At 69.8% G+C, this 25548-nt stretch carries 25 protein-coding genes, 1 tRNA gene and 1 pseudogene; 14 read left to right on the top strand and 13 right to left on the bottom strand.

Annotation, left to right across the window (positions count from 1 at the left end):
• The first annotated feature begins 15 nt into the window (after positions 1–15).
• Positions 16–840: a 2-C-methyl-D-erythritol 4-phosphate cytidylyltransferase gene (gene ispD / locus BLR99_RS04840; RefSeq protein ID WP_011794718.1), complete on the top strand. Its 825-nt coding sequence runs from the start codon at positions 16–18 to the stop codon at positions 838–840.
• 25 nt (positions 841–865) lie between these two features.
• On the top strand, positions 866–1363 hold the full coding sequence (ispF, locus tag BLR99_RS04835) for a 2-C-methyl-D-erythritol 2,4-cyclodiphosphate synthase (RefSeq protein WP_011794719.1): 498 nt from the start codon (positions 866–868) through the stop codon (positions 1361–1363).
• Here the strand turns inward: ispF and BLR99_RS04830 are convergent.
• Complete coding sequence (locus tag BLR99_RS04830) at positions 1344–2861, bottom strand: sensor histidine kinase (protein ID WP_011794720.1); 1518 nt, start codon at positions 2859–2861, stop codon at positions 1344–1346. The genes ispF and BLR99_RS04830 overlap by 20 nt on opposite strands.
• A 109-nt stretch (positions 2862–2970) precedes the next feature.
• Entirely contained in the window at positions 2971–3702 is a 732-nt protein-coding gene (gene ompR, locus BLR99_RS04825) for an osmolarity response regulator transcription factor OmpR (RefSeq protein WP_011794721.1), read from the bottom strand.
• A 233-nt stretch (positions 3703–3935) separates the two neighbouring features.
• Between ompR and BLR99_RS04820 the strand changes: the two genes are divergently transcribed.
• Positions 3936–4655: an SIMPL domain-containing protein gene (locus BLR99_RS04820; RefSeq protein ID WP_011794722.1), complete on the top strand. Its 720-nt coding sequence runs from the start codon at positions 3936–3938 to the stop codon at positions 4653–4655.
• A gap of 15 nt (positions 4656–4670) precedes the next feature.
• On the opposite strand, the gene BLR99_RS04815 is transcribed toward BLR99_RS04820, so the two are convergent.
• Positions 4671–5456, bottom strand: coding sequence for a 3-hydroxybutyrate dehydrogenase (locus BLR99_RS04815; protein WP_017438681.1), 786 nt, complete (start codon positions 5454–5456; stop codon positions 4671–4673).
• A 70-nt stretch (positions 5457–5526) separates the two neighbouring features.
• Here BLR99_RS04815 and BLR99_RS04810 point away from each other — a divergent pair, with 70 nt between their 5' ends.
• The 4 genes from BLR99_RS04810 (at position 5527) to BLR99_RS23865 (ending at position 9659) form a co-directional block, all read left to right on the top strand.
• Positions 5527–6495, top strand: coding sequence for an alpha/beta fold hydrolase (locus BLR99_RS04810; protein WP_041827290.1), 969 nt, complete (start codon positions 5527–5529; stop codon positions 6493–6495).
• Positions 6492–8753: a RelA/SpoT family protein gene (locus BLR99_RS04805; protein WP_011794725.1), complete on the top strand. Its 2262-nt coding sequence runs from the start codon at positions 6492–6494 to the stop codon at positions 8751–8753. Before BLR99_RS04810 ends, BLR99_RS04805 begins: the two co-directional genes overlap by 4 nt.
• An 83-nt stretch (positions 8754–8836) precedes the next feature.
• Positions 8837–8913 (top strand) — tRNA-Val (locus tag BLR99_RS04800).
• A gap of 464 nt (positions 8914–9377) precedes the next feature.
• On the top strand, positions 9378–9659 hold the full coding sequence (locus tag BLR99_RS23865) for an MCP four helix bundle domain-containing protein (protein ID WP_011794726.1): 282 nt from the start codon (positions 9378–9380) through the stop codon (positions 9657–9659).
• On the opposite strand, the gene BLR99_RS23860 is transcribed toward BLR99_RS23865, so the two are convergent.
• Positions 9656–10063: a hypothetical protein gene (locus BLR99_RS23860; RefSeq protein ID WP_377703125.1), complete on the bottom strand. Its 408-nt coding sequence runs from the start codon at positions 10061–10063 to the stop codon at positions 9656–9658. The genes BLR99_RS23865 and BLR99_RS23860 overlap by 4 nt on opposite strands.
• An 82-nt stretch (positions 10064–10145) precedes the next feature.
• Here BLR99_RS23860 and BLR99_RS23855 point away from each other — a divergent pair.
• Both BLR99_RS23855 and BLR99_RS04790 read left to right on the top strand, forming a co-directional pair.
• Positions 10146–10696 (top strand): annotated as a pseudogene (locus BLR99_RS23855) (methyl-accepting chemotaxis protein); the annotation flags it as partial.
• Positions 10697–10938: 242 nt separating this feature from the next.
• Entirely contained in the window at positions 10939–12555 is a 1617-nt protein-coding gene (locus BLR99_RS04790) for an IPTL-CTERM sorting domain-containing protein (protein ID WP_228193858.1), read from the top strand.
• A gap of 60 nt (positions 12556–12615) precedes the next feature.
• Here the strand turns inward: BLR99_RS04790 and BLR99_RS04785 are convergent, their stop codons facing one another.
• From BLR99_RS04785 to BLR99_RS04765, 5 genes are all read right to left on the bottom strand, one after another.
• Positions 12616–13095, bottom strand: a complete 480-nt coding sequence (locus BLR99_RS04785; protein WP_011794728.1) for an OsmC family protein — start codon at positions 13093–13095, stop codon at positions 12616–12618.
• Between the two features lie 75 nt (positions 13096–13170).
• Positions 13171–13635 (bottom strand): hypothetical protein, encoded by a 465-nt coding sequence (locus BLR99_RS04780; RefSeq protein ID WP_228193856.1) that lies wholly within the window; start codon positions 13633–13635, stop codon positions 13171–13173.
• 140 nt (positions 13636–13775) lie between these two features.
• Positions 13776–13955 (bottom strand): hypothetical protein, encoded by a 180-nt coding sequence (locus BLR99_RS04775; protein WP_017438687.1) that lies wholly within the window; start codon positions 13953–13955, stop codon positions 13776–13778.
• A 16-nt stretch (positions 13956–13971) separates the two neighbouring features.
• Positions 13972–14571 (bottom strand): type 1 glutamine amidotransferase domain-containing protein, encoded by a 600-nt coding sequence (locus BLR99_RS04770; RefSeq protein WP_011794730.1) that lies wholly within the window; start codon positions 14569–14571, stop codon positions 13972–13974.
• Positions 14572–14680: 109 nt separating this feature from the next.
• Positions 14681–15151 (bottom strand): surface-adhesin E family protein, encoded by a 471-nt coding sequence (locus BLR99_RS04765; protein WP_011794731.1) that lies wholly within the window; start codon positions 15149–15151, stop codon positions 14681–14683.
• 236 nt (positions 15152–15387) lie between these two features.
• Here BLR99_RS04765 and phaR point away from each other — a divergent pair, with 236 nt between their 5' ends.
• The 3 genes from phaR (at position 15388) to BLR99_RS04750 (ending at position 19200) form a co-directional block, all read left to right on the top strand.
• Positions 15388–15927: a polyhydroxyalkanoate synthesis repressor PhaR gene (phaR, locus tag BLR99_RS04760; RefSeq protein WP_011794732.1), complete on the top strand. Its 540-nt coding sequence runs from the start codon at positions 15388–15390 to the stop codon at positions 15925–15927.
• Between the two features lie 139 nt (positions 15928–16066).
• A complete protein-coding gene (rimO, locus tag BLR99_RS04755) occupies positions 16067–17458 on the top strand; it encodes a 30S ribosomal protein S12 methylthiotransferase RimO (protein WP_017438685.1) in 1392 nt (463 codons plus the stop codon).
• Positions 17459–17880: 422 nt separating this feature from the next.
• Entirely contained in the window at positions 17881–19200 is a 1320-nt protein-coding gene (locus BLR99_RS04750; protein WP_011794781.1) for an MFS transporter, read from the top strand.
• Between the two features lie 52 nt (positions 19201–19252).
• Here BLR99_RS04750 and xopAI read toward each other — a convergent pair whose 3' ends face one another.
• The 4 genes from xopAI to BLR99_RS04730 all read right to left on the bottom strand — a co-directional run bounded on the left by xopAI (position 19253) and on the right by BLR99_RS04730 (position 23213).
• Entirely contained in the window at positions 19253–20128 is an 876-nt protein-coding gene (gene xopAI / locus BLR99_RS22425; protein ID WP_011794782.1) for a type III secretion system effector XopAI, read from the bottom strand.
• A 369-nt stretch (positions 20129–20497) separates the two neighbouring features.
• Positions 20498–21052: an elongation factor P gene (gene efp / locus BLR99_RS04740; RefSeq protein ID WP_011794783.1), complete on the bottom strand. Its 555-nt coding sequence runs from the start codon at positions 21050–21052 to the stop codon at positions 20498–20500.
• Positions 21053–21222: 170 nt separating this feature from the next.
• Complete coding sequence (earP, locus tag BLR99_RS04735) at positions 21223–22311, bottom strand: elongation factor P maturation arginine rhamnosyltransferase EarP (protein WP_011794784.1); 1089 nt, start codon at positions 22309–22311, stop codon at positions 21223–21225.
• Positions 22308–23213 (bottom strand): LysR family transcriptional regulator, encoded by a 906-nt coding sequence (locus tag BLR99_RS04730; RefSeq protein WP_011794785.1) that lies wholly within the window; start codon positions 23211–23213, stop codon positions 22308–22310. Before BLR99_RS04730 ends, earP begins: the two co-directional genes overlap by 4 nt.
• Before the next feature lie 87 nt (positions 23214–23300).
• Between BLR99_RS04730 and BLR99_RS04725 the strand changes: the two genes are divergently transcribed.
• Positions 23301–24557 (top strand): CaiB/BaiF CoA transferase family protein, encoded by a 1257-nt coding sequence (locus BLR99_RS04725; protein ID WP_011794786.1) that lies wholly within the window; start codon positions 23301–23303, stop codon positions 24555–24557.
• Positions 24554–25534, top strand: a complete 981-nt coding sequence (locus BLR99_RS04720) for a hydroxymethylglutaryl-CoA lyase (protein WP_074686901.1) — start codon at positions 24554–24556, stop codon at positions 25532–25534. The genes BLR99_RS04725 and BLR99_RS04720 overlap by 4 nt, the downstream gene beginning before the upstream one ends.
• Positions 25535–25548 lie beyond the last annotated feature (14 nt).

Here is a 25548-nt window from a genome sequence, read left to right as displayed (position 1 = left end):
TACAATGGCCGCCCCATGAGCGACCTGCTGCCGCCCCGACCGACCCTTCCGCCTCCGGCCACGCCGGGCCGTTTCTGGGCGCTGCTGCCCTGTGCGGGCACCGGCGCCCGCGCCGTGGCGCCGGGCGCCGCGGCCGGCGTGCCCAAGCAGTACCAGGCCGTGGCCGGACTGCCGCTCGTGCTGCACACCCTGGCGGCATTCGCGGGCGTGCGGCGCCTGCTGGGCACCCTGGTGGCCGTGGCGCCCGGCGACGCATTCTTCGACGCCCATCCTTCGGAGCTGCATTTCGCCGTCGCCTGCGGCGGCGCCACGCGCGCCGATACCGTGCTCGGGGGCTTGCGCGCGCTGCGCGAGCGCGGCGCGGGGGAGGGGGACTGGGTGCTGGTGCACGACGCGGCGCGCTGCCTGGTGACCACCGCGCAGATCGACGCCCTCATCGATGCCTGCGAGCACGACAGCGTGGGCGGCCTGCTGGCCCACAAGCTGGCCGACACGCTCAAGACGGCCAGCGAAGGCCCGGGCGGCGTGCGCGTCGCCTCCACGGTGGACCGCAGCGACAAATGGCTCGCCCAGACCCCGCAGATGTTCCGCCTGGGCACCCTCGAATCCGCGCTCGTGCGGTACGGCGCGCAGGCCACCGACGAGGCCAGCGCCATGGAGGCCATGGGCCTGCATCCGCGCCTCGTGCCGGGCGGCGCGCAGAACTTCAAGGTCACCTATCCGGACGACTTCGCGCTGGCCGAGGCCGTGCTGGCGCAGCGCCTGCTGCCGGCCACCCTGGAGCGCTTCGGCGGGCCGCTCGCGCAGGGCGCGCCGCTGCCGGGCAAGACTTTCTTCTGACAAGACACACAAGGCGGAACTGCCCATGACGTTTCCCCCATTCCGCATCGGCGAGGGCTGGGACATCCATGCCCTGGTGCCGGGCCGCCGCCTGGTGATCGGCGGCGTGGACATTCCCCACTCCATGGGCCTGCTCGGGCATTCCGATGCCGACGTGCTGCTGCACGCCGTGACCGACGCGCTGCTGGGCGCCGTGGGGCTCGGCGACATCGGCAGCCATTTCCCGGACACGGACGAGCGCTTCAAGGGCGCGGATTCCATGGTCCTGCTGGTGGAAGCCGCGCGGCGCGTGCGCGAGCGCGGCCACGAGATCGGCAACATCGACAGCACGGTGATCGCGCAGGCCCCGCGCCTCGCGCCGCACATCCCCGCGATGCGCGAAGGCATGGCCCGGTCGCTGGGCCTGCAGCCCGATCAGGTGAACGTGAAGGCCAAGACGGCCGAGCGCATGGGCCCCGTGGGGCAGGGCCTGGCCATGGAGGCGCGCGCGGCCGTGCTGCTGTTCAGGCCTTCGCCGGCTTGACGGGCTTGCCGCCCTTGGCCGCGTCGGGCGGCAGCTGGCGCTTGATCTGCGGGCGCTGCAGCCGCTGCTTGGGGTCCTTGCCGGCCGGCAGCTGCGAGGCGCGCTGCAGCTGGATGTGCGCCACCAGGCCACCGGAGCCGGAATTGGCCAGCGCGAAGATGCCGCCCATGCGCTGCACGGTCTTGTCCACGATGGCCAGGCCCAGGCCCGCGCCCGCGGCCGCCGTGCGCGCGGAGTTGCCGCGGAAGAAGGGCTTGGTCAGGTTGCTCAACTGGTCGGGCGGCACGCCCGGGCCGTGGTCGCGCACCTTCACCAGCACCCATTTCTCGCGCCCCTTGGCGGCGATTTCCACGGAGGCCGTGCCGCTCTCGGGCGTCTTGCCGTAGCGGCGGGCGTTCTCCAGCAGGTTGGAGATCACGCGCGCCAGCTCCACCTCGTCGGCCAGCACGATCAGGTCTTCCGGCACGTTCATGGAGATCTGCAGTTCGCGGTGGTCCTGCACCGCATACACGCAGGAAGACACCACGCCGTGCAGGTTCACCGGCGTGAGCGTGACGTGGTCCGGCCGCGCGTAGTCCAGGAACTTGTCGATGGTGGCGTCGAGCTGCACGATGTCGGCCACCATGTGCTCGCGGGCCACGTCGTCGATCACGCTCATCTCGGTTTCCAGCCGCAGGCGCGCCAGCGGCGTGCGCAGGTCGTGGGAGATGCCGGCCAGCATCACCGCCCGGTCCTGTTCGAGCTTCGCGAGCTTCTGCGCCATGCGGTTGAAGCCGATGTTCACCTCGCGGATCTCGCTGGTCACCACTTCCTCGTCGAGCTGGCTGGCCGCGAAATCGCCGTCGCGCACGCGGTTGGCGGCGTAGGAGAGCTGCTTGAGCGGCCGGTTGATGAGCCGCGCGATCGCCGCCGCGCCCGCCAGCGACAGGGCACCCGCGGTGATGAGCCAGATCAGCCAGGTCTTGCCGCCCGCCGTGCTCAGGCGCGAGCGGTCCATCAGCAGCCAGTTGGGATCGCCGTTGATGGTGAAGCCCACCCACAGCCCGCTCTCGCCGTTCACGTTGCCGGCCACGATGGTGCCCGGGCCGAGCCGCTCGGTCAGTTCCTCGGTGAGGCGCACGCCCAGCGCGGTGTCGTCCACGAGGTCGAAGCGGTCGCTGGGCTCGCGGGGCAGGATGCGCACGCCCTCCTGGTCCGCCATGGTCTTGATGAGCGAGACGCGGGCGATGGCGTCCGCATGCACCAGCGCGGCACGGCTCAGGTTCACGAGGGAGGCGATCTGCTGCGCGGTCTGCAGGGTGCGGGGCTCGAATTCGAGCGCGCGCAGCGTCTGCAGCCAGGCCAGGATGCTGCCCACCAGCAGCAGGGCGAGCAGGAAAAAAGTGCGCCAGAAGAGGTTCAGGCCGACGCGCGTGCGCTGGGACGCACGCCGGTTCGGCGTCGTCTCCAGTGGCGCGGGGCTGGTGGCGTCTGCGGACGCGTCGTGGGAGGCGCTCATGTCAGGTCAGGAGAAGAGCCGGGCCGCTGCAGGCCGTGGAAGGGCTGCGGGCACCGGGGCTGCACAGGGTGCCGCCCCGGTGCCCGCGCGCGGGGTTGTCGGCCGTGGATCAGCTCGCTCCATCCGGCACGAACACGTAGCCCACGCCCCAGACGGTCTGGATGTAGCGGGGGGCGGCGGCGTCCACCTCGACCAGCTTGCGCAGGCGCGAGACCTGCACGTCCAGGCTGCGGTCGAAGGGCTCGAACTCGCGGCCGCGGGCCAGCAGGGCCAGTTTTTCGCGCGACAGCGGCTGGCGCGGGTGGCGCACCAGGGCCTTGAGCATGGCGAATTCGCCGGTGGTGAGGGGCAGCTCCTCGCCGTTCTTCTGCAGGGCGCGGGTGCCCAGGTCGAAGGTGAAGGGGCCGAAGGTCACGACCTCGTTGTCGCCCGACGGGGCGCCGGGGGCCTCCTGCGGCGGGCGGCGGCGCAGCACGGCATGGATGCGCGCCAGCAGTTCGCGGGGATTGAAGGGCTTGCCCAGGTAGTCGTCCGCACCCACCTCCAGGCCGACGATGCGGTCCACGTCCTCGCCCTTGGCGGTGAGCATGATGATCGGGGTGCGGTCGTTGGCCGCGCGCAGGCGGCGGCAGATGGAGAGCCCGTCCTCGCCGGGCATCATGAGATCCAGAACGATCAGTTCGACCGTCTCGCGCAGCAGGATGCGGTTGAGCGCCTTGCCGTCTTCCGCCACCATGACTTCGAAGCCTTCCTGGGTCAGATAGCGGCGCAGCAAATCACGGATGCGCGCGTCGTCGTCCACCACGAGGATCTTGTCGGTACGGTTGGTTGTAGAGGCCATGAGTTTCCTGGGTCCTATTTGTAACAGAGCCGATTCTGACCACCTTGCCGCCCGAAGTTCGCGTTTTTCCGGCGGGTCTGACCAAGTGTTACAAATTTTGCGGCAGCTATCAGCAGGGTTGTCCGTGCGACATCTCCAGGGGCCGCCGCGTGCGTTACCGTGGGCGGCCTGCCCGCATGCGCATGTCGGCATGCAGGTTTTCATACGTTTTTTTCCATAAAGGGAGTCCCTTCATGAAATTCCTCGCCCCCCTGGCCGCCGCCTGCGCCATCGCCGCCGTGTCGGGCACGGCATTTGCCCAGAACGTGGCCGCGCCGGCGCCCCAGAACGTGCTGCAGCTCGCCGCGAGCGGCTCGGTGGACGTCCAGCAGGACCTGCTGGTGCTGACCCTGGCCGCTACGCGCGAGGGCGCGGATGCCGCCACCGTGCAGACGCAACTGCGGCAGGCGCTGGATGCCGGCCTGGCCGAAGCCAAGCGCGCCGCGCAGCCCGAACAGATGGAGGTGCGCACCGGCCAGTTCGGCCTGTATCCGCGCTACGGCAAGGACGGCAAGATCACCGCCTGGCAGGGACGTGCCGAACTGGTGCTGCAGGGGCGCGACTTCTCGCGCATCACCACCACGGCCGGCCGCATCCAGTCCATGCCCATCAGCCAGATCGCGTTCGACCTGTCCAAGGAGGCCCGGGCGCGTGTCCAGGCCGAGGCCCAGACGCGGGCCATCGAGGAGTTCAAGAACCGCGCGGGCGAACTGGCCAAGGGCTTCGGCTTCTCGGGCTATTCGCTGCGTGAGGTGTCGGTCAACAGCGACGAGGTGTCGCCCGGACCACGCGCGCCCCGCATGATGGCCGTACAGGCCAAGTCGGCCATGGCTTCCGCCGACGAGTCCGTGCCGGTCGAGGCCGGCAAGACCCAGGTGGTGGTCCACGTCTCCGGGTCGGTGCAGCTGCGCTGACGCGCGCCGGGCGGCTTACTGCGCCGCCCAGCCGCCGTCCATGTTCCACGCCACGCCGCGCACGTTGTTGGCGGCCGGCGAGCAGAAGAACACCGCCAGCTCGCCCAGTTCCTCGGGCGTGGTGAACTGCATCGAGGGCTCCTTCTCGCCCAGCAGCAGGCGCGTGGCGTCCTCGTTCGAGAGGCCGTGCTCGGCGGCCTTGGCGTCCACCTGCTTCTGCACCAGCGGGGTGAGCACCCAGCCCGGGCAGATGGCGTTGCAGGTCACGCCCGTGGCCGCGGTCTCCAGCGCCGTCACCTTGGTGAAGCCTACGATGCCGTGCTTGGCGGCCACGTAGGCCGACTTCTGCGCGGAGCCCACGAGCCCGTGCACCGAGGCCACGTTGACGATGCGGCCCCAGTTGGCCGCCTTCATGGCCGGCAGCGCGAGGCGGGTGGTGTGGAAGGCGCTGCTCAGGTTGATGGCCAGGATCGCGTCCCACTTCTCCACCGGGAAATCCTCCACGTTGGCGACGTGCTGGATGCCGGCGTTGTTCACCAGGATGTCCACGCGGCCGAACTGGGCGGCCGCGTACTTCATCATGTCCTCGATCTCCGCCACGCGGGACATGTCCGCGCCGTGGTAGGCCACCTGCGCGCCCGCCGCCTGGCCGGCGGCCAGCACCCCGGCCCGGGGAGCCTCCACGTCGCCGAAGCCGTTGAGGACGACGTTCGCTCCCTCGCGCGCCAGGGCCTTGGCGATGCCCAGCCCGATGCCGCTGGTGGAACCCGTGACGAGTGCAGTCTTGCCTGTGAGAAGCATGCCGGTCTCTCCGAATGAATTAGGATGAACGAAGGGCCATTATCGAGTGCCCCAGAGACGATTGCCCGCCATGACAGAGCCTACGCTGAACTACGTACATTGCCCGGGTGCCGCGGCATCCCCCGGCACCACCACGGAGGGCGAGGGCGGGCACCGCATGGCTTACTGGGAGTGGAACGCCACGGGCGACCCCGCGCATCCCCACGTGGTCGTCTGCGTGCACGGCCTGACGCGGCAGGGCCGCGACTTCGACGTGCTGGCGCGCCGGCTCGCGCGGCACGCGCGCATCGTGTGCCCCGACGTGGCCGGGCGCGGCCGCAGCGACTGGCTGGCCGACGCCTCGCACTACCAGATCCCCGTCTATGCGGCCGACATGCTCGCGCTGCTCGGCCACCTGCATGTGCGGGCGCCCGTGCGCGTGCTCGACTGGGTGGGCACCAGCATGGGCGGGCTCATCGGCATGGCGCTGTGCGGCCAGCCGGAGTTGCCGCTGCCCGCGCCGGTGCGCCGGCTGGTGCTCAACGACGTCGGCCCCACGCTGGAGTGGCCGGCGCTGCAGCGCATCGGCCAGTACGTGGGCCGCGTGGTGGAATTCTCCAGCGTGGCGGCCGCGGTCGAGGGGCTGCGGATCGTTTCCACGGGTTTCGGCCCGCACACCGCCGAGGAATGGCAGGCACTGTCCGAACCCCTGCTGCGCCCGCAGCCGGACGGCTCCGTGCGCCTGCACTACGACCCGGCCATCGCCGAGAATTTCCGCAACCTCACGCCAGAATCCGCGCGCGCGGGCGACGCCCAGCTCTGGCAACTCTACGACGCCATCCGCGCGCGGACCCTGGTGTTGCGGGGCGCGGAATCGGATCTGCTGCTGCCGGCCACCACGCAGGCCATGGCGCAGCGCGGACCCCGTGCCCGTGTGGTCGAGTGGCCCGGCGTGGGCCATGCCCCCACCCTGGTGGCCGCGGAGCAGGTCGATGTGGTGGAACAGTTCCTGTTCGGCGCCGGGCAGGGTGGCCCAGGAGCGGTGGAGGCGCGCCCATGAGAAGCATCGCCGCGCCCCAGCCACCGCACGCCGCCGCCGGCCAGGAGGCCGTGCCCCAGCTCATCGCAGCCACCTCCCTCGCGTTGCCCGAGCAGGCCGGCGCCCTGGCGCGCGCCCGGGCGTTCGCCGAACCGCTGCTCTCCGGCGAGACGCTGGAGACCGGCGAGAACACCTTCGCCCATGCCGAGGCCGTCGCCGCCATCCTGAAGACCATCGGCGGCTCGGAGGCCATGCAGGCCGCCAGCTACCTCGTGCATGCCTGCTCGCACCTGAACAAGCCCGAAGAGGTCATCGCCAAGGCCTTCGGCCAGAACTTCGCCACGCTCGCCGTCGAAACCACCAAGCTCATGCGCGTGCAGCACCATGCGCGCGAGGCACAGCTCGCCGGCCATGCGGTGGACGACCCGGCCACCCACACCGAGAACGTGCGCAAGATGCTGCTGGCCTTCTCGCGCGACCTGCGCGTGGTCATGCTGCGCCTGGCGTCGCGCCTGCAGACGCTGCGCTTCTACGCGGCCAGCAAGCGGCCCGTCTCGCCCTCCATCGCCCGCGAGGCGCTGCAGGTGTTCGCGCCGCTCGCCAACCGCCTCGGCATCTGGCAGATGAAGTGGGAGCTGGAAGACCTGTCCTTCCGCTTCCTGGAGCCCGACACCTACAAGCAGATCGCCCGCCTGCTCGACGAGAAGCGCGCCGAGCGCGAGGTGTACATGGAGCAGCTGCGCGGCCGGCTCGAATCCGAACTGCGCGCGCGCAGCATCAGCGCCACCGTGCAGGGGCGGCCCAAGCACATCTACAGCATCGTCAAGAAGATGCGCGGCAAGTCGCTCGACTTCGACCAGGTGTTCGACATCCGCGCGCTGCGTGTGGTCGTTCCCACGGTGAAGGACTGCTATGCCGCGCTGTCATGGGTGCATTCGCACTTCAAGCCCATCGACGCCGAGTTCGACGACTACATCGCCAAACCCAAGCCCAACGGCTACCAGTCGCTGCACACCGTGGTGCGCGACGAGGCGGGCAAGGCCATCGAGATCCAGATCCGCACCCAGGCCATGCACGACCATGCCGAGCACGGCGTGGCGGCGCACTGGGCGTACAAGGAAGCCGGCGCCAAGGGCTATGCGGGAGTTTCTGCCAGCAGCGAGTACGACGCCAAGATCGCCGTGCTGCGGCAGCTGCTGGCCTGGGAGCGCGACATGGCCGGCGCGGTGCAGCACCGCGGCCTGTTCGAGGACCGCATCTACGTGCTGACGCCCAATGCCGAGGTGGTGGAACTGCCCCAGGGCGCCACCCCGGTGGACTTCGCCTACGCCGTGCACACCAGCGTGGGGCACCGCTGCCGGGGTGCGCGCGTGGACGGCGCCATGGTTCCGCTCAACACGCCGCTGCACAACGGCCAGACGGTGGAGATCACCACGGTGAAGGAGGGCCGGCCCTCGCGCGACTGGCTCAATCCCGAACTGGGCTATCTCACCAGCCACCGCGCCCGCGCCAAGGTGCGCGCCTGGTTCAACGCCCAGGCCACGCACGAGACCGTGGCGCGCGGCCGCGAGGCCGTCGAAAAGCTGCTGCAGCGCGAAGGCAAGACCGCCATCCGGCTGGAAGACCTGGCCGTGCAACTGGGCTTCAAGACCGCCGATGCGCTCTTCGAAGTGGTGGGCAAGGACGAATTCTCCCTGCGCACCATCGAGACCCTGCTGCGCCCGCCCGAGCCCGTGCTGCAGCCCGACGACTACCTGCTGCTCAAGAAGGCGCGCACGAACGAGAGCGCTCCCAAGGGCGGCGTGCTGGTGGTGGGCATCGACTCCCTCATGACCCAGCTGGCCAAGTGCTGCCGCCCCGCGCCGCCGGACCCGATCCGCGGCTTCGTCACGCGCGGCAAGGGCGTGAGCGTGCACCGCGCGGACTGCAGCAACTTCCGCGAGATGGCCGCCCGCAGCGCCGAGCGCGTGATCGACGTCGAATGGGGCAGCGCGGGTGGATCCGGTGGCGGAGCGCAGGGAGGCGGGCAGGGCGGCCACCCAGCCCTCCTCTACCCCGTGGACGTGGCCGTCGAGGCCGCCGACCGCCAGGGCCTGCTGCGCGACATCTCCGAAGTCTTCGCGCGCGAGAAGACCAACGTCATCGGCGTGCAGACGCAGTCGGTGAAGGGCACGGCGTGGATGACGTTCACCGTGGAGGTGTCGGACTCCGGACGCCTGAACAAGGTGCTGTCGATCGTCGCCGCGGTGCAGGGCGTGCGCTCCGCGCGGCGGCGCTGAGGTGAGGTGTTTGGAGCGAGATTTCGCGACTTTGTCCGGCGACCGGTTTTTTGCTGCTATACTCTCGCTTCTCGAATACACACAGGCGCGTAGCTCAGCTGGTTAGAGCACCACCTTGACATGGTGGGGGTCGTTGGTTCGAGTCCAATCGCGCCTACCACTTTCTCCCTCTGAAGAAACCAGCCTTCAGAACCCACGGGAAGATTTGTGGGAGATTTCGCCACCCGCTGGCGGATCTTTTTCTCCAAGCATCGCTTCCATTTTTGCCTTCTGTCGATCGCGGTCTGCCCCGTCGGTCCTTGGCGTACACGGTGAACAGCGTCTTCCCGTTCTTATGGCCCATCTGCCGGGCAACATAGGTCGGACTGGCTCCTGCCGCCAAGTTGTTCGCGGCATAGGTGTGGCGCGTCTAATGTGCCGGGCGACTTTGGATGCCGCACGCGCAGAGCTGTCTGCCCGAACGTGTCGCGTTGGCTCTTTTCATCGTGCCGGAGCCGGTGGATCGCTGGAGTCGCAAAGATGGGCGGCCTAGTTCCTGATCGGTTGTGCTTAGCTGTCCATGATCGCCCGCGGCTTCCTCACATCCTGCGCTGCAATAGGTCGCCGCTTCGGGCTTTGTAGGTCTTGAGTCGGCTTGCCATTGCCTTCGCCCTCACGACCGCGTTGACCCTGGCCATGGGCCCGGCCGCCTGGACGCAGATGCGCACGATCCAGGCCGGCGCCGAAGACCTGGCCAGCAACTGGCTGCCGAGCGTGCAGGCGATCGGCAACGCCCGCACGACGGCCAACCGCGTGCGCCGCACCGAGAGCGAGCTGTTCCTGCCGGAGCCGACCGAGGCCATGGCGAAGCGCCGCGAGGAACTGGCGCACCGCATGGTGCAGTTCGCGGAGGCCGAGCAGGTCTAGGCCCCCTGGTCACGCCCGGCGAGGAGCAGCGCCTGTTCGGCGAGTACCGCGCCGCACGCGATGCCTATGCGAAGGCGCAGGCCCGGCTGCTCGCGCTGCCGCCCGATGCGCGGGCCGAAGCGACCCGGGTGTTCTTCGGGGCGTCGGAGCAGGCTTTCGATGCCATGGCCGGCGCCCTGGGCACGCTCGCCGATTTCAACCGGAAGTCCGCGGATCTTGCCGAGCAGAATGTGCGCACGGTGTATGGCCGCGCGGTGTGGACGCTGGCGGGTTTCGTCGCGGCCGCCGTAGCCATCGCGGTGGCGTTGGCGTGGTGGATCACGAGCCTGATCACGCGGCCGATCCCCGCGCGAGGCCGTGGTGATCGCGCAGGGCGTGGCCTCCGGCGACCTGACCATGTCCATCGTGCCGCAGGGCCGCGACGAGGCCGCGCAGCTCATGCAGGCCCTGGCCGGCATGCGCGACAGCCTGTCGCAGGTGGTCGGCGGGGTGCGCGCCAATGCGGAAAGCGTGGCCACGGCCAGCGTGGAGATCGAGCAGGGCAATATCGACCTGTCATCGCGCACGGAAGAGCAGGCCCCGGCCCTGGAGCAGACCGCGGCATCGATGGAGCAGCTCGGCTCCACCGCGCGCCAGAACTCCGACAACGCCCGGCAGGCCAGCGCGCTGGCGCAGGATGCCGCATCGGCCGCGGCGCGCAGCGGCGAGGCGGTGGGCACGATGGTGCGCACCATGCGCTCCATCGATGAAGCCTCGCGGCGCATTGCCGACATCATCGGCCTGATCGACGGCATCGCCTTCCAGACCCACATCCTCGTGCTGACGGGGTGGCGCAGGCCGGCGAAGCCGTGACCCAGATGGACCAGGCCATCCAGCAGAACGCCGTGCTGGTCGAGCAAAGCGCGGCGGCGGCCTCCAGCCTCAAGGCGCAGGCCGACCAGCTGGTGGTTGTGGTTTCGGTGTTCCGTCTGCGGGCCTGGTACCCGCCTGAGCCCGAGCGCGGGAAGGCTCCGCAGCCTGCGGTTGAGGTGCTCCCACAACGCGACCGCACCCTCAAAAGGCCTTGAAACGTCAATCATTGTCAACTGGCGATTACTGAAAGCTATCTGCCGTAAAAGCGTTCCACCGCGATGCAAGTGCATTCGCCCGACGCCTTTTACCGCCAACTTTCAGAGAAAAGCCAATGGACCAACGCAGCTCCTGTCCCCGTTCTTTCCGCCCATCCTGGAAACTCGCACTCGCCGCCGTCTCCGCGTCGGCCGCCCTGTGGAGCCCCGCGGTGTCTGCCCAGACGCTCGGCATGTACCTCTCGGCCCCCGGCCAGCAGGACACGACGCGCACGGGTGCCACGGTCGAGCGCTTTCAGTCTGCCGGCCCGATCGGTGCCTCGGGCAACTGGGCCATCGGCAACTACACGGCCACTTCGGGCAACCGCGCTGCCGCGTCGCAATATGGCGGCGCGGGCGGCACCGGGCAGTTCCTGTCGGTGGGCTCCGGCACGATCTCGGTCACGCTGACCGGCAACCGGCAGTACGTGGGCTTCTGGTGGTCCGCGGGGGATGCGACCAACATCATCCGGTTCTACGACACGGACAACAACCTGCTGGCCGAGTTCACCACGGCCTCGCTGGTTACCCTGCTGCAAGGTCCTGGCAACATCACGGCGCTGGACGGCCAGCAGTATGCAAAGGCTGCCTACTTCGGCAACCCGAACCCCAACTTCGCGGGCATGAACGACCGGGAGCCGTACGGCTACGTGAACCTGCTGCTGCAGGGCACGAGCGTGCGTTTCGGCCGCATCGAGATCCGGGGCGCGAACTTCGAGCTGGACAACATCGCCATCGCGGACCCGGTGCCTGTCGATACGTCGTGGGTGGACTACGGCAGCCAGCCCGTCGCGCTGCCGCCGGGTGCCGTGGGGGCCTCCAACGACGCCAGCGCCACGCGGGTGGACACGCCCGTCTCCGGCAACGCCGCGGCGAACGACACCGCGCCGGCGGGCTCGCGCTGGACGAAGATTTCCGACCCGGCCCATGGCTCGGCGGTGATGAACGACGACGGGACCTACACGTACACGCCCGCGCCGGGTTTCACGGGCGTCGATGCGTTCGACTACACCGTGTGCAAGCCGGCGCCGGATACCGACCAGTGCGCGAACGCCACGGTCCGGATCACCGTCGGGCTCGATGCCGTGGACGACAGGGCGAGCACCACGCCCAACACGCCCGTCAGCGCCAGCGTGCCGAACAACGACCTGTTCCCGCAGGGCGCCACCTTCAACGTGTCCTCCTCGCCCACGCGCGGCACGGTCACGATGGACCCGGCCACCGGCGCCTACACGTACACGCCCAATGCCAACGTGACCGGCACCGACACCTTCCAGTACCGGCTCTGCCTGCCGGCGCCCGACGCCACGCAGTGCGACACCGCCACGGTGACCATCACCGTGGACCCCAACACCGCGCCGGTGGCCTCCGCCGTCACGATCGGCGGGGCCCCGCAGCAGGGCGTGCCGCTGACCGGCACCTATACCTACGGCGATGCGCAGAACGATGCGGAATCGGTCTCGACCTTCCGCTGGGTGCGCAGCGCATCCGGCACGTCGCCCGCGGGCGGATTCACGGTCGGCACCGCGGCCACCTACACCCCGACCGCGTCGGACGCGGGCCAGTTCCTGTTCTTCTGCGTGACCCCGCAGGCGCAGACGGGCACCACTCCCGGCACGGAGGTGTGCACCGCGGCATCCGCGACTGCCGGAGGGCCGGCCGCTCCGGTGGCCGAACCCCCGGCGCCCCCGGCTCCGGCGTCCATTCCGACGCTGTCCGAGTGGGGCATGCTGCTCATGTCCTCGCTGTTGGCGCTGTTCGCGATCGCCACGATCCGGCGCCGCGGCTGAAGGTGCCTCGCACGGGCCACGCGACGTGGTGCAAAGCAAAGCCCTCGAAGGAGGGCTTTTTCAGTTCCCGGTGATCTCCAGCACGGGCTCGCAGTCGATCTGCGTCCTGACCGAATTGGCCAGGAAGCACGATGCATGGGCCTGGCGGTGCAGGGCCTCCAGTTGCTCCGCGCCGGGCGCATGCGCCGCGTCGAAGCGCGTGACGGGGCGCAGCCGCACATGGGTGACGGCGATCTGCCCGGCCTCGTTCTTCGCCATGGTGCCGGTGGCCGTATCGGTGTAGCTGTCGAGGCGCAGGCCCGCGCGGCTGGCGAAGTCCATGAACCACAGCATGTGGCAGCTGGAGAGCGCGGCGATGTAGGCCTCTTCCGGATCGACCGCGGCCGCGTCGGAGCAGGGCAGTGGCACGACGTGGGGCGAGGACGAGGCCGCCACCGTGGCTCCGCCGTCGAACTGCCATGTGTGGGCGCGGTGGTAGCGCCTGTCCAGGAAATCGTCGGTGCCGCGTTGCCAGGCGACGGTGGCGGTGTGTGTGGCCATGGGTGCTTTCTCTCCGCAGGGAAGGGTTGCGATGGCCCGACAGTGTAGGGCGGAGCATCCACCGCACCGGCATGCTCAACGTGAGTGCGGTGCTGGACGAGCGGTTCCGGCGGGCCGTGGATGCGGCGGGCGCCGTGGCGGGCCGGTCCGGCGATGGCTCGCAGCCAGACCGTCATTGGCCGATCGCCGGCGCGGCGCGGGGGCCGCGAGCGCGCCCATCTGCCGGCGCTGGGCGATGGCTGCGGCGCGCTGTTCTTCCCACGGCATCCCCGCGGGCACGGTTTCGGTGCGGTCCACCCAGGCCCCGTGCTCATGGCAGTGGCGGGGTGTCCAGAACCTGCCGCCCGCCCGGCCGCGGCAGAAATAGACGGTGGAGGTTCCCTGCGCCGGGCCGGACGAAATGATCTGCGGGGCGGTATCCACCACACGGCCGCCCCGGCAGGCTTGCTGTCCGTACGTGTTGCCGCAGCGATAGACCGGCTGGGCGCCGCCCGGCATGGCCAGGCAAGACAGCGCGGCGGCGAGGATGAGGTGGCGCATGGCGCGGCGGGTGGCGCGTGCCGCGCCAGCCGGCGTCGCGGGTCGATATGGTGGCATGGTCCCTCCCTGGACAGGGCCCGGTGCGCGGGCCTCTTCTGAATGGCGGAACCATGATAGGCCGGGGTGGCCGCCGCACCGTTTCAGTCTGTGAGGCCGTCCTGGCGGGTGCCTTCCGGGTCTGGCGCCGCGGTGTCGCCGTGCGAGGGCGGGCGGGGCTTTTTCTCGATGCTTCTGCGGTCGTCCGTTTCCACGAAGGTGGGGCTGGGGCGGTCCGGGTCCTTGCGGGGCTTGCCGTCGGGGGAGTCGAGCTGGGTCACCATGGTGCGTCTCTCCGGGTCAGCTGCGGGCTTCGCGTTCCGTGCCGGCGCCCTGCTGGAGCGTCTTCAGGATCTGTTCGTTGAACTGCGGGATGTCGTCGGGCTTGCGGCTGCTGATCCAGCGGCCCTCGACCTGGACGGGCCGGTCCACCCATTGGGCGCCGGCGTTGCGCAGGTCGGTCGCGAGGCTCGGCCAGCTGGTCAGGGTTTTGCCCTTGACCAGGCCCGCATCGATCAGCAGCCAGGCGCCGTGGCAGATCACGGCCACGGGCTTGCCCGCGCGGTCGATCGCCTGCACGAAGGCCCGGGCCTTTTCGTCGGTACGCAATTCGTCGGCATTCACGACGCCGCCGGGCAGCACGACCGCGTCGAATGCGTCGGGCGACGCCTGGTCCAGCGTCTGGTCCACGTCGAAGCGGTCGGCCTTGTCCACGTGGTTGAAGCCCTGGACCTGGCCCGGCTTCGGGGCCACGATCTGCGCGTCGAACCCGGCGCCTTCCAGGGCGTCGCGGGGGCCGGTCAGCTCGGCCTGCTCGAAGCCGTCGGTGACGAGCAGGGCGATGCGGCGGCCACGGGCCATGGAGGAGGAAGCGGAAGTTCCGTTGGAGGAAGATGCCATGGGGAAAGCTCCTGGAAAGGGAAAGCTTCCAATCTAGGCACCGGGCGCGGGCACGCCTGTCGGCCGATGGCGACGATGCCCGTGGGCATGCACGGGCCGGCCGTTGCCGCTAGCGATTGCGGCAGGCCGCGCGGACGAGCTTGTCCGCGGGGTTGCCCGGCACGCCTGTGAAGGTGACCGGGGCCTCGTGCTCGCGGAAGTCGAGCCGGGCGGTGACGGGGCCCCGCCACAGCGGCTCCTGGTAATACTGCAGAGACAGGTACCAGCCCTTGCGCCGCACGCAGTCGAACACGGCCATGCCCTGGTAGGACCGGTAGGACAGCTTGCGATGGTTCATGCGCATGCTGCTGCGCGACACGCGCAGATCCACCGCGATCTGGTCCTGCCACTGCTGGGCGGTCGGATCGATCTGCACCAGATCGCCGTTGGGCACTTCGGGAAAGCCGTGGATGGTGAGCCACTCCCCGGTGCGCCGTGCAACGTCCGGGGACGCCGCGGCGCTCGCCGCCAGCGACGGCTTCGCAGGCGCGGACTGCACGGGGTCCGCGCTGGAGGGCAGCGCGGCGGTCAACAGGGCCATGCACAGGGGTGGGAGCAAGAGGCCTCCGCAATGAGAGCCGGTGGAAGGACGTATGCTGCATCTTAAGGCATGGGTACGGAATATGCCGCACAGCGGAATGCCCCGGGTGTGACCCCGCCGCCGCGTCAGGGTATTCCTTCGCGGCCCCGCCGCGTCCCCCTCCCTAGAATCGGGCGGACAGCCATAACGAAAAGTTCTGGGGCCATTTCCGGCCCCGGGTGTGCAAGGAGCCCGCCGTGCCCGATTCCCCGTCCGAATCCCCATCGCCCCGCGCCCCGCAGCGGGTCATCAAGAAGTATCCGAACCGCCGGCTCTACGACACCTCCACCTCCACCTACATCACGCTGGCGGAAGTCAAGCAGCTCGTCATCGACGGCGAGGAAGTGGCCGTGCGCGACGCCAAGACCGGCGAGGACCTCACGCGCAGCATCCTCCTGCAGATCATCCTGGAAGAAGAGGCCGGCGGCGCGCCCATGTTCACCGAGGCCGTGCTGGCCAACATCATCCGCTTCTACGGCCACGCGATGCAGGGCTTCATGGGCGCCTACCTGGAGAAGAACGTGCAGATGTTCTCGGACTTCCAGGCGCGCGTGGCCGAGCAGTCGCAGGGCTTCACGCCCGAGATGTGGACCCAGTTCATGAACCCGCAGTCGCCGCTCTACCAGGGCGTGATGGGGCAGTACCGCGACCAGTCGCAGGCCATGTTCACGCAGATGCAGGAGCAGATGCAGAAGCAGACGGAGCAGATGCTGAACGCCTTCGGCATCAAGCGCTGAAGGGAGCAGGCTGCGGGCGCCGGCAACGGTTCCCTCCGCCCGGCAGCGGTAGTCCGTTCTCCGCCCCCCCGCGCCTGTACCGGAATCGGCCCGGCGCGAAAGGCAGGCGCCGCGCGGCCGGAACTGGGACAATACGGGGATGAGCGACGTTCTCTCCCCCACGAAAACACCCAAGGTCGGGTTCGTGAGCCTCGGCTGCCCGAAGGCCCTCACGGATTCCGAACTCATCCTCACGCAGCTGAGCGCCGAGGGTTACCAGACTTCCAAGACCTTCGAGGGCGCCGACCTCGTCATCGTCAACACCTGCGGCTTCATCGACGATGCCGTGAAGGAAAGCCTCGACACCATCGGCGAGGCGCTGGCCGAGAACGGCAAGGTGATCGTCACCGGCTGCCTGGGCGCGCGCGCGGGCGAGGGCGGCGGCAACCTGGTGCGCGAAATGCACCCTAGCGTGCTGGCCGTGACCGGCCCGCATGCCACGCAGGAGGTGATGGACGCCGTCCACCAGAACCTGCCCAAGCCGCACGATCCGTTCATCGACCTCGTGCCCGGCGGCTTCGGCGTGGCGGGCGTGAAGCTCACGCCCAGGCACTATGCGTACCTGAAGATCAGCGAGGGCTGCAACCACCGCTGCACCTTCTGCATCATCCCCTCGATGCGCGGCGACCTGGTCTCGCGCCCCGTGGGCGATGTGCTGAGCGAGGCGAAGGCGCTCTTCGAGGGTGGCGTGAAGGAACTGCTGGTGATCAGCCAGGACACGTCCGCCTACGGCGTGGACGTGAAGTACCGCACCGGCTTCTGGGACGGCAAGCCGGTCAAGACGCGCATGCTGGAGCTGGTGCAGACGCTGGGCGAGATCGCCGAGCCCTACGGCGCCTGGGTGCGCCTGCATTACGTGTATCCGTACCCCAGCGTGGACGAGGTGATCCCGTTCATGGCCACGGGCAAGATCCTGCCCTACCTGGACGTGCCGTTCCAGCACAGCCACCCCGACGTGCTCCGGCGCATGAAGCGGCCTGCGAGCGGCGAGCGCAACCTGGAGCGCATCCAGCGCTGGCGCGAGGCCTGCCCGGAGCTGGTGATCCGCAGCACCTTCATCGCGGGCTTCCCCGGCGAGACGGAAGAAGAATTCCAGCACCTGCTGGACTTCCTGCGCGAAGCGCAGATCGACCGCGCGGGCTGCTTCGCCTACAGCGACGTGGACGGCGCCGTCGCGAACGAGCTTCCCGGCATGCTGCCGATGGAAGTGCGCGAGGAGCGCCGCGCGCGCTTCATGGCCGTGGCCGAAGAGGTTTCCATCGAACGCCTGCGCCGCCGCGTGGGCGCGACCATGCAGGTGCTGGTGGACCATGCCCCGGCGCTGGGCCGCAAGGGCGGCCGGGGCCGCAGCTATGCCGATGCGCCGGAAATCGACGGCGTGGTGCACCTGCTGCCGCCCGAGAAGATCAGCAAGCAGCTGAAGGTGGGCGAATTCACGCGCGCGCAGATCGTGGGCGTGCAGGGGCACGACCTGGTCGCAAGACCGATCTGAATCCCCCCCTGGGTCGCCTTCGGCGCCTCCGCGCAGCCGCCGGAGTCGGCAGCTCTTCAGGCACGTCCAGGCCTGCGCAGGCAGGCCCGGAGCCGCGGCCTTCAGCCCCAAAGGGGACGACGCCCTGTGGCCCGGCAGAGCCGGTTCCACGGCGTCTGCTGGCGTGGCCGCTGATCCGGTTCACGAGCGACCGCGGAGTGATGGGCGGCTTCGTGAACGGGCGCGCGGTGCGGGTGCTGGCATGGGACGCTGTTCGGGGTGATATCGGTCGCGAACGTCTGGCTGGTGGGAGCGGTGGTGGCAGGCTGACGCGCCGGCCGCATACGCAATTCCACGGAAGGATTTCGCGAACGGCTGAGCTCTAATTCCACTGTTTCCACTCCTGGACGCGCGTGCCTGTCGTCGCCGCGCTCCTGCCATCCATGACTCCTTCACACCAATCCTTCATCGCGGCTTCCGGCAGCGAAGCCGCCCCGTCCGCGCCCGCGCAGTCCAAGGTGGGCACCGTCCTGCGCGTGACGGGCGGCAATTTCATGGAGATGTTCGATTTTTTCCTGTTCGGCTTCTACGCCACGCAGATCTCCAAGGCGTTCTTCCCCGCAGGCAACGAGTTCGCCTCGCTCATGCTGACGTTCATGACCTTCGGCGCGGGCTTCCTCATGCGGCCGCTGGGGGCGGTGTTCCTCGGGGCGTACGTGGACCGCGTCGGCCGCCGCAAGGGGCTGATCGTGACGCTGGCGCTGATGGCGCTGGGCACGCTGCTGATCGCCTGCGTGCCCGGCCACGCCACCATCGGCCTGGCGGCGCCGCTGCTGGTGCTGATCGGGCGCCTGCTGCAGGGCTTCTCGGCCGGCGTGGAGCTGGGCGGGGTGTCGGTGTACCTTGCCGAGATAGCGACACCGGGCCGCAAGGGCTTCTACGTGAGCTGGCAGTCGGCCAGCCAGCAGGTGGCGATCATCGTCGCGGCGGCGCTGGGCTACTGGCTCAACGTGACCTTCGTGCCGCAGGAGATCGCGGACTTCTACTGGCGGGTGCCGTTCTTCGTGGGTTGCCTGATCGTGCCGGTGCTGTTCATCATCCGCCGCTCGCTGCAGGAGACCGAGGAGTTCAAGGCGCGCAGGCACCGTCCTTCCACGCGCGAGATCTTCCGCTCCATCGTCTCCAACTGGGGCTTGGTGATCGCGGGGATGATGATGGTGTCGATGACGACCGTGTCGTTCTACCTCATCACCGTGTACACGCCGACCTTCGGCAAGAGCGTGCTGCACCTGAGCACCACGGACGCGCTGGTCGTGACGCTGTGCGTGGCGCTGTCCAACTTCTTCTGGCTGCCGGTGATGGGCGCGCTCTCCGACCGCGTGGGCCGCAAGCCGCTGCTGGTGGCCTTCACCGTGCTGACCATCTTCACCGCCTATCCGGCCCTGAAGTGGCTGGTGGCCGCTCCCGATTTCGCGCGCATGCTGGAGGTGGAGCTGTGGCTGTCCTTCCTGTACGCGAGCTACAACGGCGCGATGGTCGTCGCGCTGACCGAGGTGATGCCGGTGGACGTGCGCACGGTGGGCTTCTCGCTGGCCTACAGCCTGGCGACCGCGGTGTTCGGCGGCTTCACGCCGGCCGTCGCCACGGGCCTGATCGAATGGTCGGGCGACAAGGCCGCTCCGGGCTGGTGGATGACGGCCGCCGCGGTCTGCGGCCTGCTGGCCACGCTGCGGCTGTACCGCCGCGCGGCCGGCCGCGGCTGAAGGCCCGCCGTCCGCAAGCCCGGAGCCGGCGGTATCCGGGCTGGGCGTCGCATCAGACTTCCCTTTGGTGGATCGTGATGTGGGGCAGGCGGGAGGATCGCTCGATCTGCTCTACGTGGAAGCGCGTTCCCGGCGGGAACAGCACTTCCTGCTCTTCAGGGATCACCGAGAACTGGGAGATGTGTTTTCCGCGCAAGGACTCGGTCTGCCACTCCACACGCTTGCCCTGCCACGCCGCCTCCTTGGTTTTCGAGGTCGCGAAAAAGCGAAGGTTGGTGACCGTCTGTCCCTCCGAATGACGGGCCTGTACCCAGGCGTCCGACTGGTCTTCACCCGTGAACACGGTGCCCCGGTGGGTGTATGAGTCGGGCAGCGAGTGCAGGCCTGAAAGAAGGCACTTCGCATACGCCAGACCTTCCACGCTGGGCGTATGGCCGTCTTCCAGTACATCCTGCACGATCTGGTAATCCGGGGTGATGGTCCACGCCCGCAGTGCCATCATGTCTTCATCCTTCATGTGGCGGAGCTCCGGGTCGCTGGTTTTGAGAAACTGCAGATCCCAGACATTGGTGTCCCAGTCGCCCTCGGGGCTGCTGACGCAATCTCCTGTGCGCTGTTTGATGAACGCTGCCTTGAACTGGGCGCGCTCTTCCTCCGTGCTCCGGAAATTCGCGCCCCGGCTCAATACCCGCTGGACAAGGCGCTGTTGTTCCGTTTTCAACTGCCGGGTGGACAGCGTGGGAAGACGAACCTGGGCGCTCCGGGGTGCGGAGCTTCCGCGCGCGGGCGACGACCTGGGCGAGAGGCCTTCAGGGCTTGTGCCGGCGGAGGACGATGACGATCCAGCCGAAGAGCGCGGGAAGGGGCCGGGGGAGTAATACGCTGAGTGATAGGAAGAGCCGGAGGCTCCCGAAATGCGCCGATCCATGGTGATGGTTTTCCTTGATGCATGTGGGGCAGGGATTGCGATGGCTTTCCCTGGTGCCTGTCCGTGCGCTAGGAGCGCTGGACAATGCCGATGAATCTAAGGACGTGCGGCTGGCGCGGAGTGTCCGGCTGCGAAGTGCCGGGGAGGGCTGCGAAAAACCGGTGTGGCGGAGCGGCGGGACGTGAGTTCGCCGAGGCGGATGCGAGGTGCCATATGGCCTGGCTTCGCGGCCTTCCTGACGGCCGCATCGGCCCCGGTGCGGTCCAGCCAGGGCCGGGCCGGCACCCAAGCAAAAAGGGCACCGGCCTGACGGCCCGTGCCCTTGTCGTCGCGTGACGGTTCGCTCTCCGCCGGGAGGCGGAGCGGCGCTCAGACGCGCTTGCGGTATTCGCCCGTGCGGGTGTCGATTTCGATCCTGTCGCCCTGGTTCACGAACAGGGGCACGGCCACTTCGAAGCCGGTGGCGATCTTGGCGGGCTTGAGCACCTTGCCGGACGTGTCGCCCTTGACGGCGGGCTCGGTCCAGGTGATTTCGCGCTCGACGCTGGTGGGCAGTTCGACCGAGATGGCCTTGCCGTCGTAGAACACCACTTCGACGGCCATGCCGTCTTCCAGGTAGTTCAGCGCGTCGCCCATGTTCTCGGCTTCGACTTCGTACTGGTTGTACTCGGCGTCCATGCAGACGTACATCGGATCGGCGAAGTAGGAGTAGGTGCACTCCTTCTTGTCCAGGATCACGTTGTCGATCTTGTCGTCGGCCTTGAACACCACTTCGGTGCCCATGTTGTTCAGCAGGGCCTTGAGCTTCATGCGCACGGTGGCGGCGCCGCGGCCGCCGCGTGCGTATTCGGTCTTGAGGACGATCATCGGGTCCTTGCCGTGCATGATCACGTTGCCGGCGCGGATTTCTTGAGCGATTTTCATAGCAGGTCTGCCTGGGTTGGGGCCGCTCAACGCACCGGAGCGCCCGCCGAAGGCCGGCTGCGAGCGCGGCGGTGCGGCAAGGGCGCCGGGCAGGTTCCGCGGCGGGGGGATGCGCCGGCCGGCATGCGGAACTACGCGTGCCGCCCCTTTTGGGCGCAAAACCCCGGATTTTAGCTTTTTTCCTGGACGAAGCCGAGCAACTGCGTCACGAGGTCGTCCTGCGCGAACAGCCGGCCGCGCGCCGCCTGCACGCATTCGCGCCACTCGGCAAGGTGGGAGGCCGTCAGGGCGGGCAGGGCGGCCGGTTCCGCGATGCCGTTCCAGGCGTGGTGGAAATGCCGCAGCGCGGCCGGCGCCCGCAGCCAGTCGAGGAAGGCGTCGAGCTTGGCGTGGTGCGCGCCGTCGTCCTGCGGGTAGATGTGCCAGACGAAGGGCTGGCCGGCCCAGAGCGCGCGCACCAGCGAATCCTCGCCGCGCACGGCATTCAGGTCGCAGGCCCACAGCATCTCGTCGAATCCGGGCTGAGGGCAATGCGGCAGGCAGGTGACCATCGGCGGGGCATCCGCCGCCGGGCCGTCCGCCAGCGCGGCGCGCACGGCGGCCGTGGCGCGCCCCGGGGTGGCCAGCAGGTGGGCGCGCGGCTCTTCGCAGAGGCGGCGCAGCAGGGCGGGCAGGCCGGCGGGCTCATAGCAGAACAGCGAGACGGCCAGCGCGTCCGGGGCCACGCCATGGCGGGCACGCCAGGCGGTGCGGTCGAAGGCCGCCTGGCGCGCGGCCAGGTCCGGCTCGCGCAGCAGGCCGCCCGTGCGCGGCGTGAAGCCCGGGTAGAAGAACCAGCGGGTGCGCCCGGCGCCGGGACCGGAGAAGAGCGGAGAGGGCAGGCGGTGGCTGCGCTCGACGTACGCCTCGGCCGAAAGGTATTCCAGGTTGATCCACACGGGGCGCCGTGCGGCCTGCGGCTCGCCGGCGGCGGGCAGGCGGGCGAGGAAGGCTTCGGGAATGTCGCAGCCGAAGGCCTCGACGAGCACGTCGCCCGGCCCGGCGGACACCGGCCCGGCGGCGGGCCAGGGCAGCACCTGCACGTCCGGCGCGCCTCCCGGCGCCATCCAGGCGAGGGCGGTGGCGTCGTCGGTCCACAGCCGCACGCGGTGGCCGAGCGCGCCGAGCTGGGCCGCGAGGCGCCAGCAGACACCGATGTCGCCGAAGTTGTCGATGACGCGGCAGAAGACGTCCCAGGAAAGGGGCGGGGCGGTGGTCATGGCGCGGCCTCCGCGGGCGGCGCCGCGCGCAGGTGGTCCACGAGCAGGCGCGCCGCGCTGGAGAGCGTGTCGCCCGCCCGCACGCACAGCGACAGCTGGCGCCGCGCCCAGGGCTCGGCCAGCGCCACGGTGCGCAGCGGCAGGGTGCCCAGGTAGAGCCGGGCGCTGCCGCGCGGCAGCACGCCGACGCCGAGCCCGGCGGACACCATCAGGCAGAGCGCGTCGTAGCTGGTCACCTGGATGCGCAGCCGCAGGGGCCGGCCGGCGTCCGCGGCAGCGCGCGTGAGCAGGTTGTTGATGGCACTGCCGGGATGCACGCCGACGAAGTCGCAATGCAGCGCCTCGGCCAGGCGCACGCTGCGCCGCCGCGCCAGCGCATGGCCCCGGGGCGCCACCAGCACGAGTTCGTCCTCGCGGTAGGGCAGCAGCGTGACGCGGTCGCCGTAGTTGCCGTGGTTGAGGATGCCGATGTCGGCCGCGTTCTCCGCCACGGAGCGGGCGATGGCGCTGCTGATCTGCTCCTCCAGCCGCACCTGCACCTGGGGGTGGGCCGCCATGAAGCGCTGCAGGTCCCCGGGCAGGAACTGGGTGATGGCGGAGATGTTGGCCACCACGCGCACCTGCCCGCGCACGCCGGCGCGGTAGTCGCCCATCTGCGCGGCGATGCCGTCCAGGTCGTTGAGCACGCCGCGCGCCATGTGCAGCAGCGCGTAGGCGGCGGCCGTGGGCTCGCTGCCGCGGTTGCTGCGGGCGAACAGGTCCACGCCCAGGGCGTCCTCCAGTTCCGCGAGCCGGCGGCTGGCGGCCGAGGCGGCGATGTGCTCGCGCGCGGCGGCGCGGGCGATGGCGTTCTCTTCCATCACCGCCACGAAGAGGCGCAGGGACACGGGATCGAGTTTCATGGGCGCTAGTCTGCCATGCCGTTTTGCGATGGCACCTTCTCGATTGGGCGTTTTGCGGCCGTGCCGGTGCTGGGCATGATGCGCGCCATGCAGGAGACGACACCCACGGAATCCAGGGACGCGCAGGCATCCGCCCCGTCCGCCACCCCGACGACCCCCGCGGCCCTGGCCGGTGTCCGGGTGATCGAGATGGGCCAGCTCATCGCCGGGCCGTTCTGCGGCAAGACCCTGGGCGAATTCGGCGCCGAGGTGGTGAAGATCGAGGCCACCGGCACGGGCGATCCGCTGCGCAACTGGCGCATGCTCAAGGACGGCACGTCGGTCTGGTGGCAGGTGCAGTCGCGCAACAAGCGCTCGGTGGCGCTGGACCTGCGCCAGCCTGAGGGGCAGGACATCGCGCGCCGGCTCATCGCCGAGGCCGACGTGCTCATCGAGAACTTCCGCCCCGGCACGCTGGAGGACTGGGGGATGTCGCCCGAGGCGCTGCACGCGCTCAACCCCGGCCTGGTGATCCTGCGCATCTCGGGCTACGGCCAGACGGGCCCCTACCGCGACCTGCCGGGTTTCGGCGTGATCGGCGAGGCCATGGGCGGCCTGCGGCACCTGACGGGCGAGCCGGGTCGCGTGCCGGTGCGCGTGGGGGTGTCGATCGGCGACACGCTGGCGGCGCTGCACGGCGCCATCGGCGTGCTCACGGCCCTCTACCACCGCAAGGTGAACGGCGGGCAGGGGCAGGTGATCGACGTGGCGCTGCACGAGGCGGTGTTCAACGTGATGGAAAGCCTGATCCCCGAATACAGCGCCTTCGGCGCGGTGCGCGACGCCGCGGGCAGCGCGCTGCCGGGCATCGCCCCTTCCAACGCCTACCCTTGCACGGACGGCTGGGTGCTGGTGGCGGGCAATGGCGACAGCATCTTCCGGCGGCTGATGGAGGCCATCGGCCGGCCGGACCTCGCCGCGGCGCCCGATCTCGCGAACAACGCCGGCCGCGTGGCGCGCGTGCAGGAGATCGACGCCGCGATCGGTGCCTGGACGGCCCGGCGCACCGTGGCCGAGGTGATGGAGGTGCTCGCCGCCGCGCGCGTGCCCGCCGGCAAGGTCTATACGGCGCGGGACATCGCGGAAGACCCGCACTACCGCGCCCGCGACATGCTGCTGCCGCAGGCGACGCGCGACGGCTACACGGTGGAGGTGCCTGGCATCGTGCCCAAGCTTTCGGCCACGCCGGGCACCATCCGTTCCAGCGCCCCGCAGCTGGGTGACGACACGGACGCGGTGCTGCGCGAGGCCGGCCTGAGCGATGCCCAGATCGCGCTGCTGCGCGAAAAGGGGGTGGTGCAATGAACGCCGGCGGCACGGTGTGGCACGGCGCCGGGCGCCGCATCCACATGCAGGAAGTGGGCACGCGCGACGGCCTGCAGATGGAGCAGGCCTTCGTGCCCACCGAAGACAAGATCGCGCTGGTGGACGCGCTGTCCGCCGCGGGCCTGGCCAAGATCGAGGTGACGGCCTTCGTGTCGCCCGCGGCGATCCCGGCGCTGCGCGACGCGGAGATCGTGATGCGCGAGATCGCGCGCCGCCCCGGCGTCGTCTATGCCGCGCTGGTGCCGAACGTGCGCGGCGCGGAGCGCGCGATCGAGGCGCGCACCGACGAGCTGAACCTGGTGATGTCCGCCAGCGAGACGCACAACCTCGCCAACCTGCGCATGACGCGCGCGCAGTCCTTCGCGGCCCTCGCGCAGGTGGTGGCCACGGCGCAGGGCGCGGGCGTGGCGGTGAACGTGTCGCTCTCGTGCGTGTTCGGCTGCCCGATGGAGGGCGACGTCGCCGGGGCGGAGGTGTTCGGATGGGTGCAGCGCTTCGCCGACCTGGGCGTGGGCGGCATCACGCTGTGCGACACCACCGGCATGGCGTACCCCGCGCAGGTGGCGGCGCTGGTGGCCGCGGCGCGCGCCCGCTTGCCGGCAATGGCCTTCACGCTGCACTTCCACAACACGCGCGGCATGGGCCTGGCCAACGTGCTGGCGGCGATCGACGCGGGCGCGGACCGGTTCGACGCCTCGCTGGGCGGGCTGGGCGGCTGCCCGTACGCGCCGGGTGCCTCGGGCAACGTCTGCAGCGAGGAGGTCGTCCATGCGCTGGAGCTCATGGGCTACGACACGGGCGTGGACCTGCCGGCGCTGCTCGCGGCCGCGCGGCGGCTGCCCGCGCTCATCGGGCACGACATCCCGGGCCAGATCGCCAAGGCGGGCGCGCGCCTGGACCTGCACCCGGTGCCTGCGGACTTCGCGGCCATCCGCGAGCGGGCGCTCGCGCGCTGACGCCGGCGGCGCGG

This window comes from Paracidovorax citrulli, from assembly GCF_900100305.1.
GTDB lineage: Bacteria > Pseudomonadota > Gammaproteobacteria > Burkholderiales > Burkholderiaceae_C > Paracidovorax > Paracidovorax citrulli.
The sequence above is the reverse complement of the archived record's forward strand: the minus strand, read 5'-3'. Positions and strand labels throughout refer to the sequence as shown.

Bases quoted from the DNA above. Each gene is read 5' to 3' on its own strand.
- BLR99_RS04775 (WP_017438687.1), bottom strand. From the start codon at position 13,955: ATGGTGACCCAGCTCGACTCCCCCGACGGCAAGCCCCGCAAGGACCCG.
- xopAI (WP_011794782.1), bottom strand. From the start codon at position 20,128: ATGGATCGGCGCATTTCGGGAGCCTCCGGCTCTTCCTATCACTCAGCG.
- BLR99_RS23860 (WP_377703125.1), bottom strand. From the start codon at position 10,063: ATGGACATGGTCAGGTCGCCGGAGGCCACGCCCTGCGCGATCACCACG.
- BLR99_RS04730 (WP_011794785.1), bottom strand. From the start codon at position 23,213: ATGAAACTCGATCCCGTGTCCCTGCGCCTCTTCGTGGCGGTGATGGAA.
- BLR99_RS04750 (WP_011794781.1), top strand. From the start codon at position 17,881: ATGACTCCTTCACACCAATCCTTCATCGCGGCTTCCGGCAGCGAAGCC.
- BLR99_RS04810 (WP_041827290.1), top strand. From the start codon at position 5,527: ATGACAGAGCCTACGCTGAACTACGTACATTGCCCGGGTGCCGCGGCA.
- efp (WP_011794783.1), bottom strand. From the start codon at position 21,052: ATGAAAATCGCTCAAGAAATCCGCGCCGGCAACGTGATCATGCACGGC.
- BLR99_RS04725 (WP_011794786.1), top strand. From the start codon at position 23,301: ATGCAGGAGACGACACCCACGGAATCCAGGGACGCGCAGGCATCCGCC.
- ispF (WP_011794719.1), top strand. From the start codon at position 866: ATGACGTTTCCCCCATTCCGCATCGGCGAGGGCTGGGACATCCATGCC.
- ompR (WP_011794721.1), bottom strand. From the start codon at position 3,702: ATGGCCTCTACAACCAACCGTACCGACAAGATCCTCGTGGTGGACGAC.
- earP (WP_011794784.1), bottom strand. From the start codon at position 22,311: ATGACCACCGCCCCGCCCCTTTCCTGGGACGTCTTCTGCCGCGTCATC.
- BLR99_RS04815 (WP_017438681.1), bottom strand. From the start codon at position 5,456: ATGCTTCTCACAGGCAAGACTGCACTCGTCACGGGTTCCACCAGCGGC.
- BLR99_RS04805 (WP_011794725.1), top strand. From the start codon at position 6,492: ATGAGAAGCATCGCCGCGCCCCAGCCACCGCACGCCGCCGCCGGCCAG.
- BLR99_RS04785 (WP_011794728.1), bottom strand. From the start codon at position 13,095: ATGGCCACACACACCGCCACCGTCGCCTGGCAACGCGGCACCGACGAT.
- rimO (WP_017438685.1), top strand. From the start codon at position 16,067: ATGAGCGACGTTCTCTCCCCCACGAAAACACCCAAGGTCGGGTTCGTG.
- BLR99_RS04770 (WP_011794730.1), bottom strand. From the start codon at position 14,571: ATGGCATCTTCCTCCAACGGAACTTCCGCTTCCTCCTCCATGGCCCGT.
- BLR99_RS04720 (WP_074686901.1), top strand. From the start codon at position 24,554: ATGAACGCCGGCGGCACGGTGTGGCACGGCGCCGGGCGCCGCATCCAC.
- ispD (WP_011794718.1), top strand. From the start codon at position 16: ATGAGCGACCTGCTGCCGCCCCGACCGACCCTTCCGCCTCCGGCCACG.
- BLR99_RS04820 (WP_011794722.1), top strand. From the start codon at position 3,936: ATGAAATTCCTCGCCCCCCTGGCCGCCGCCTGCGCCATCGCCGCCGTG.
- BLR99_RS04780 (WP_228193856.1), bottom strand. From the start codon at position 13,635: ATGCGCCACCTCATCCTCGCCGCCGCGCTGTCTTGCCTGGCCATGCCG.
- BLR99_RS04830 (WP_011794720.1), bottom strand. From the start codon at position 2,861: ATGAGCGCCTCCCACGACGCGTCCGCAGACGCCACCAGCCCCGCGCCA.
- BLR99_RS04765 (WP_011794731.1), bottom strand. From the start codon at position 15,151: ATGGCCCTGTTGACCGCCGCGCTGCCCTCCAGCGCGGACCCCGTGCAG.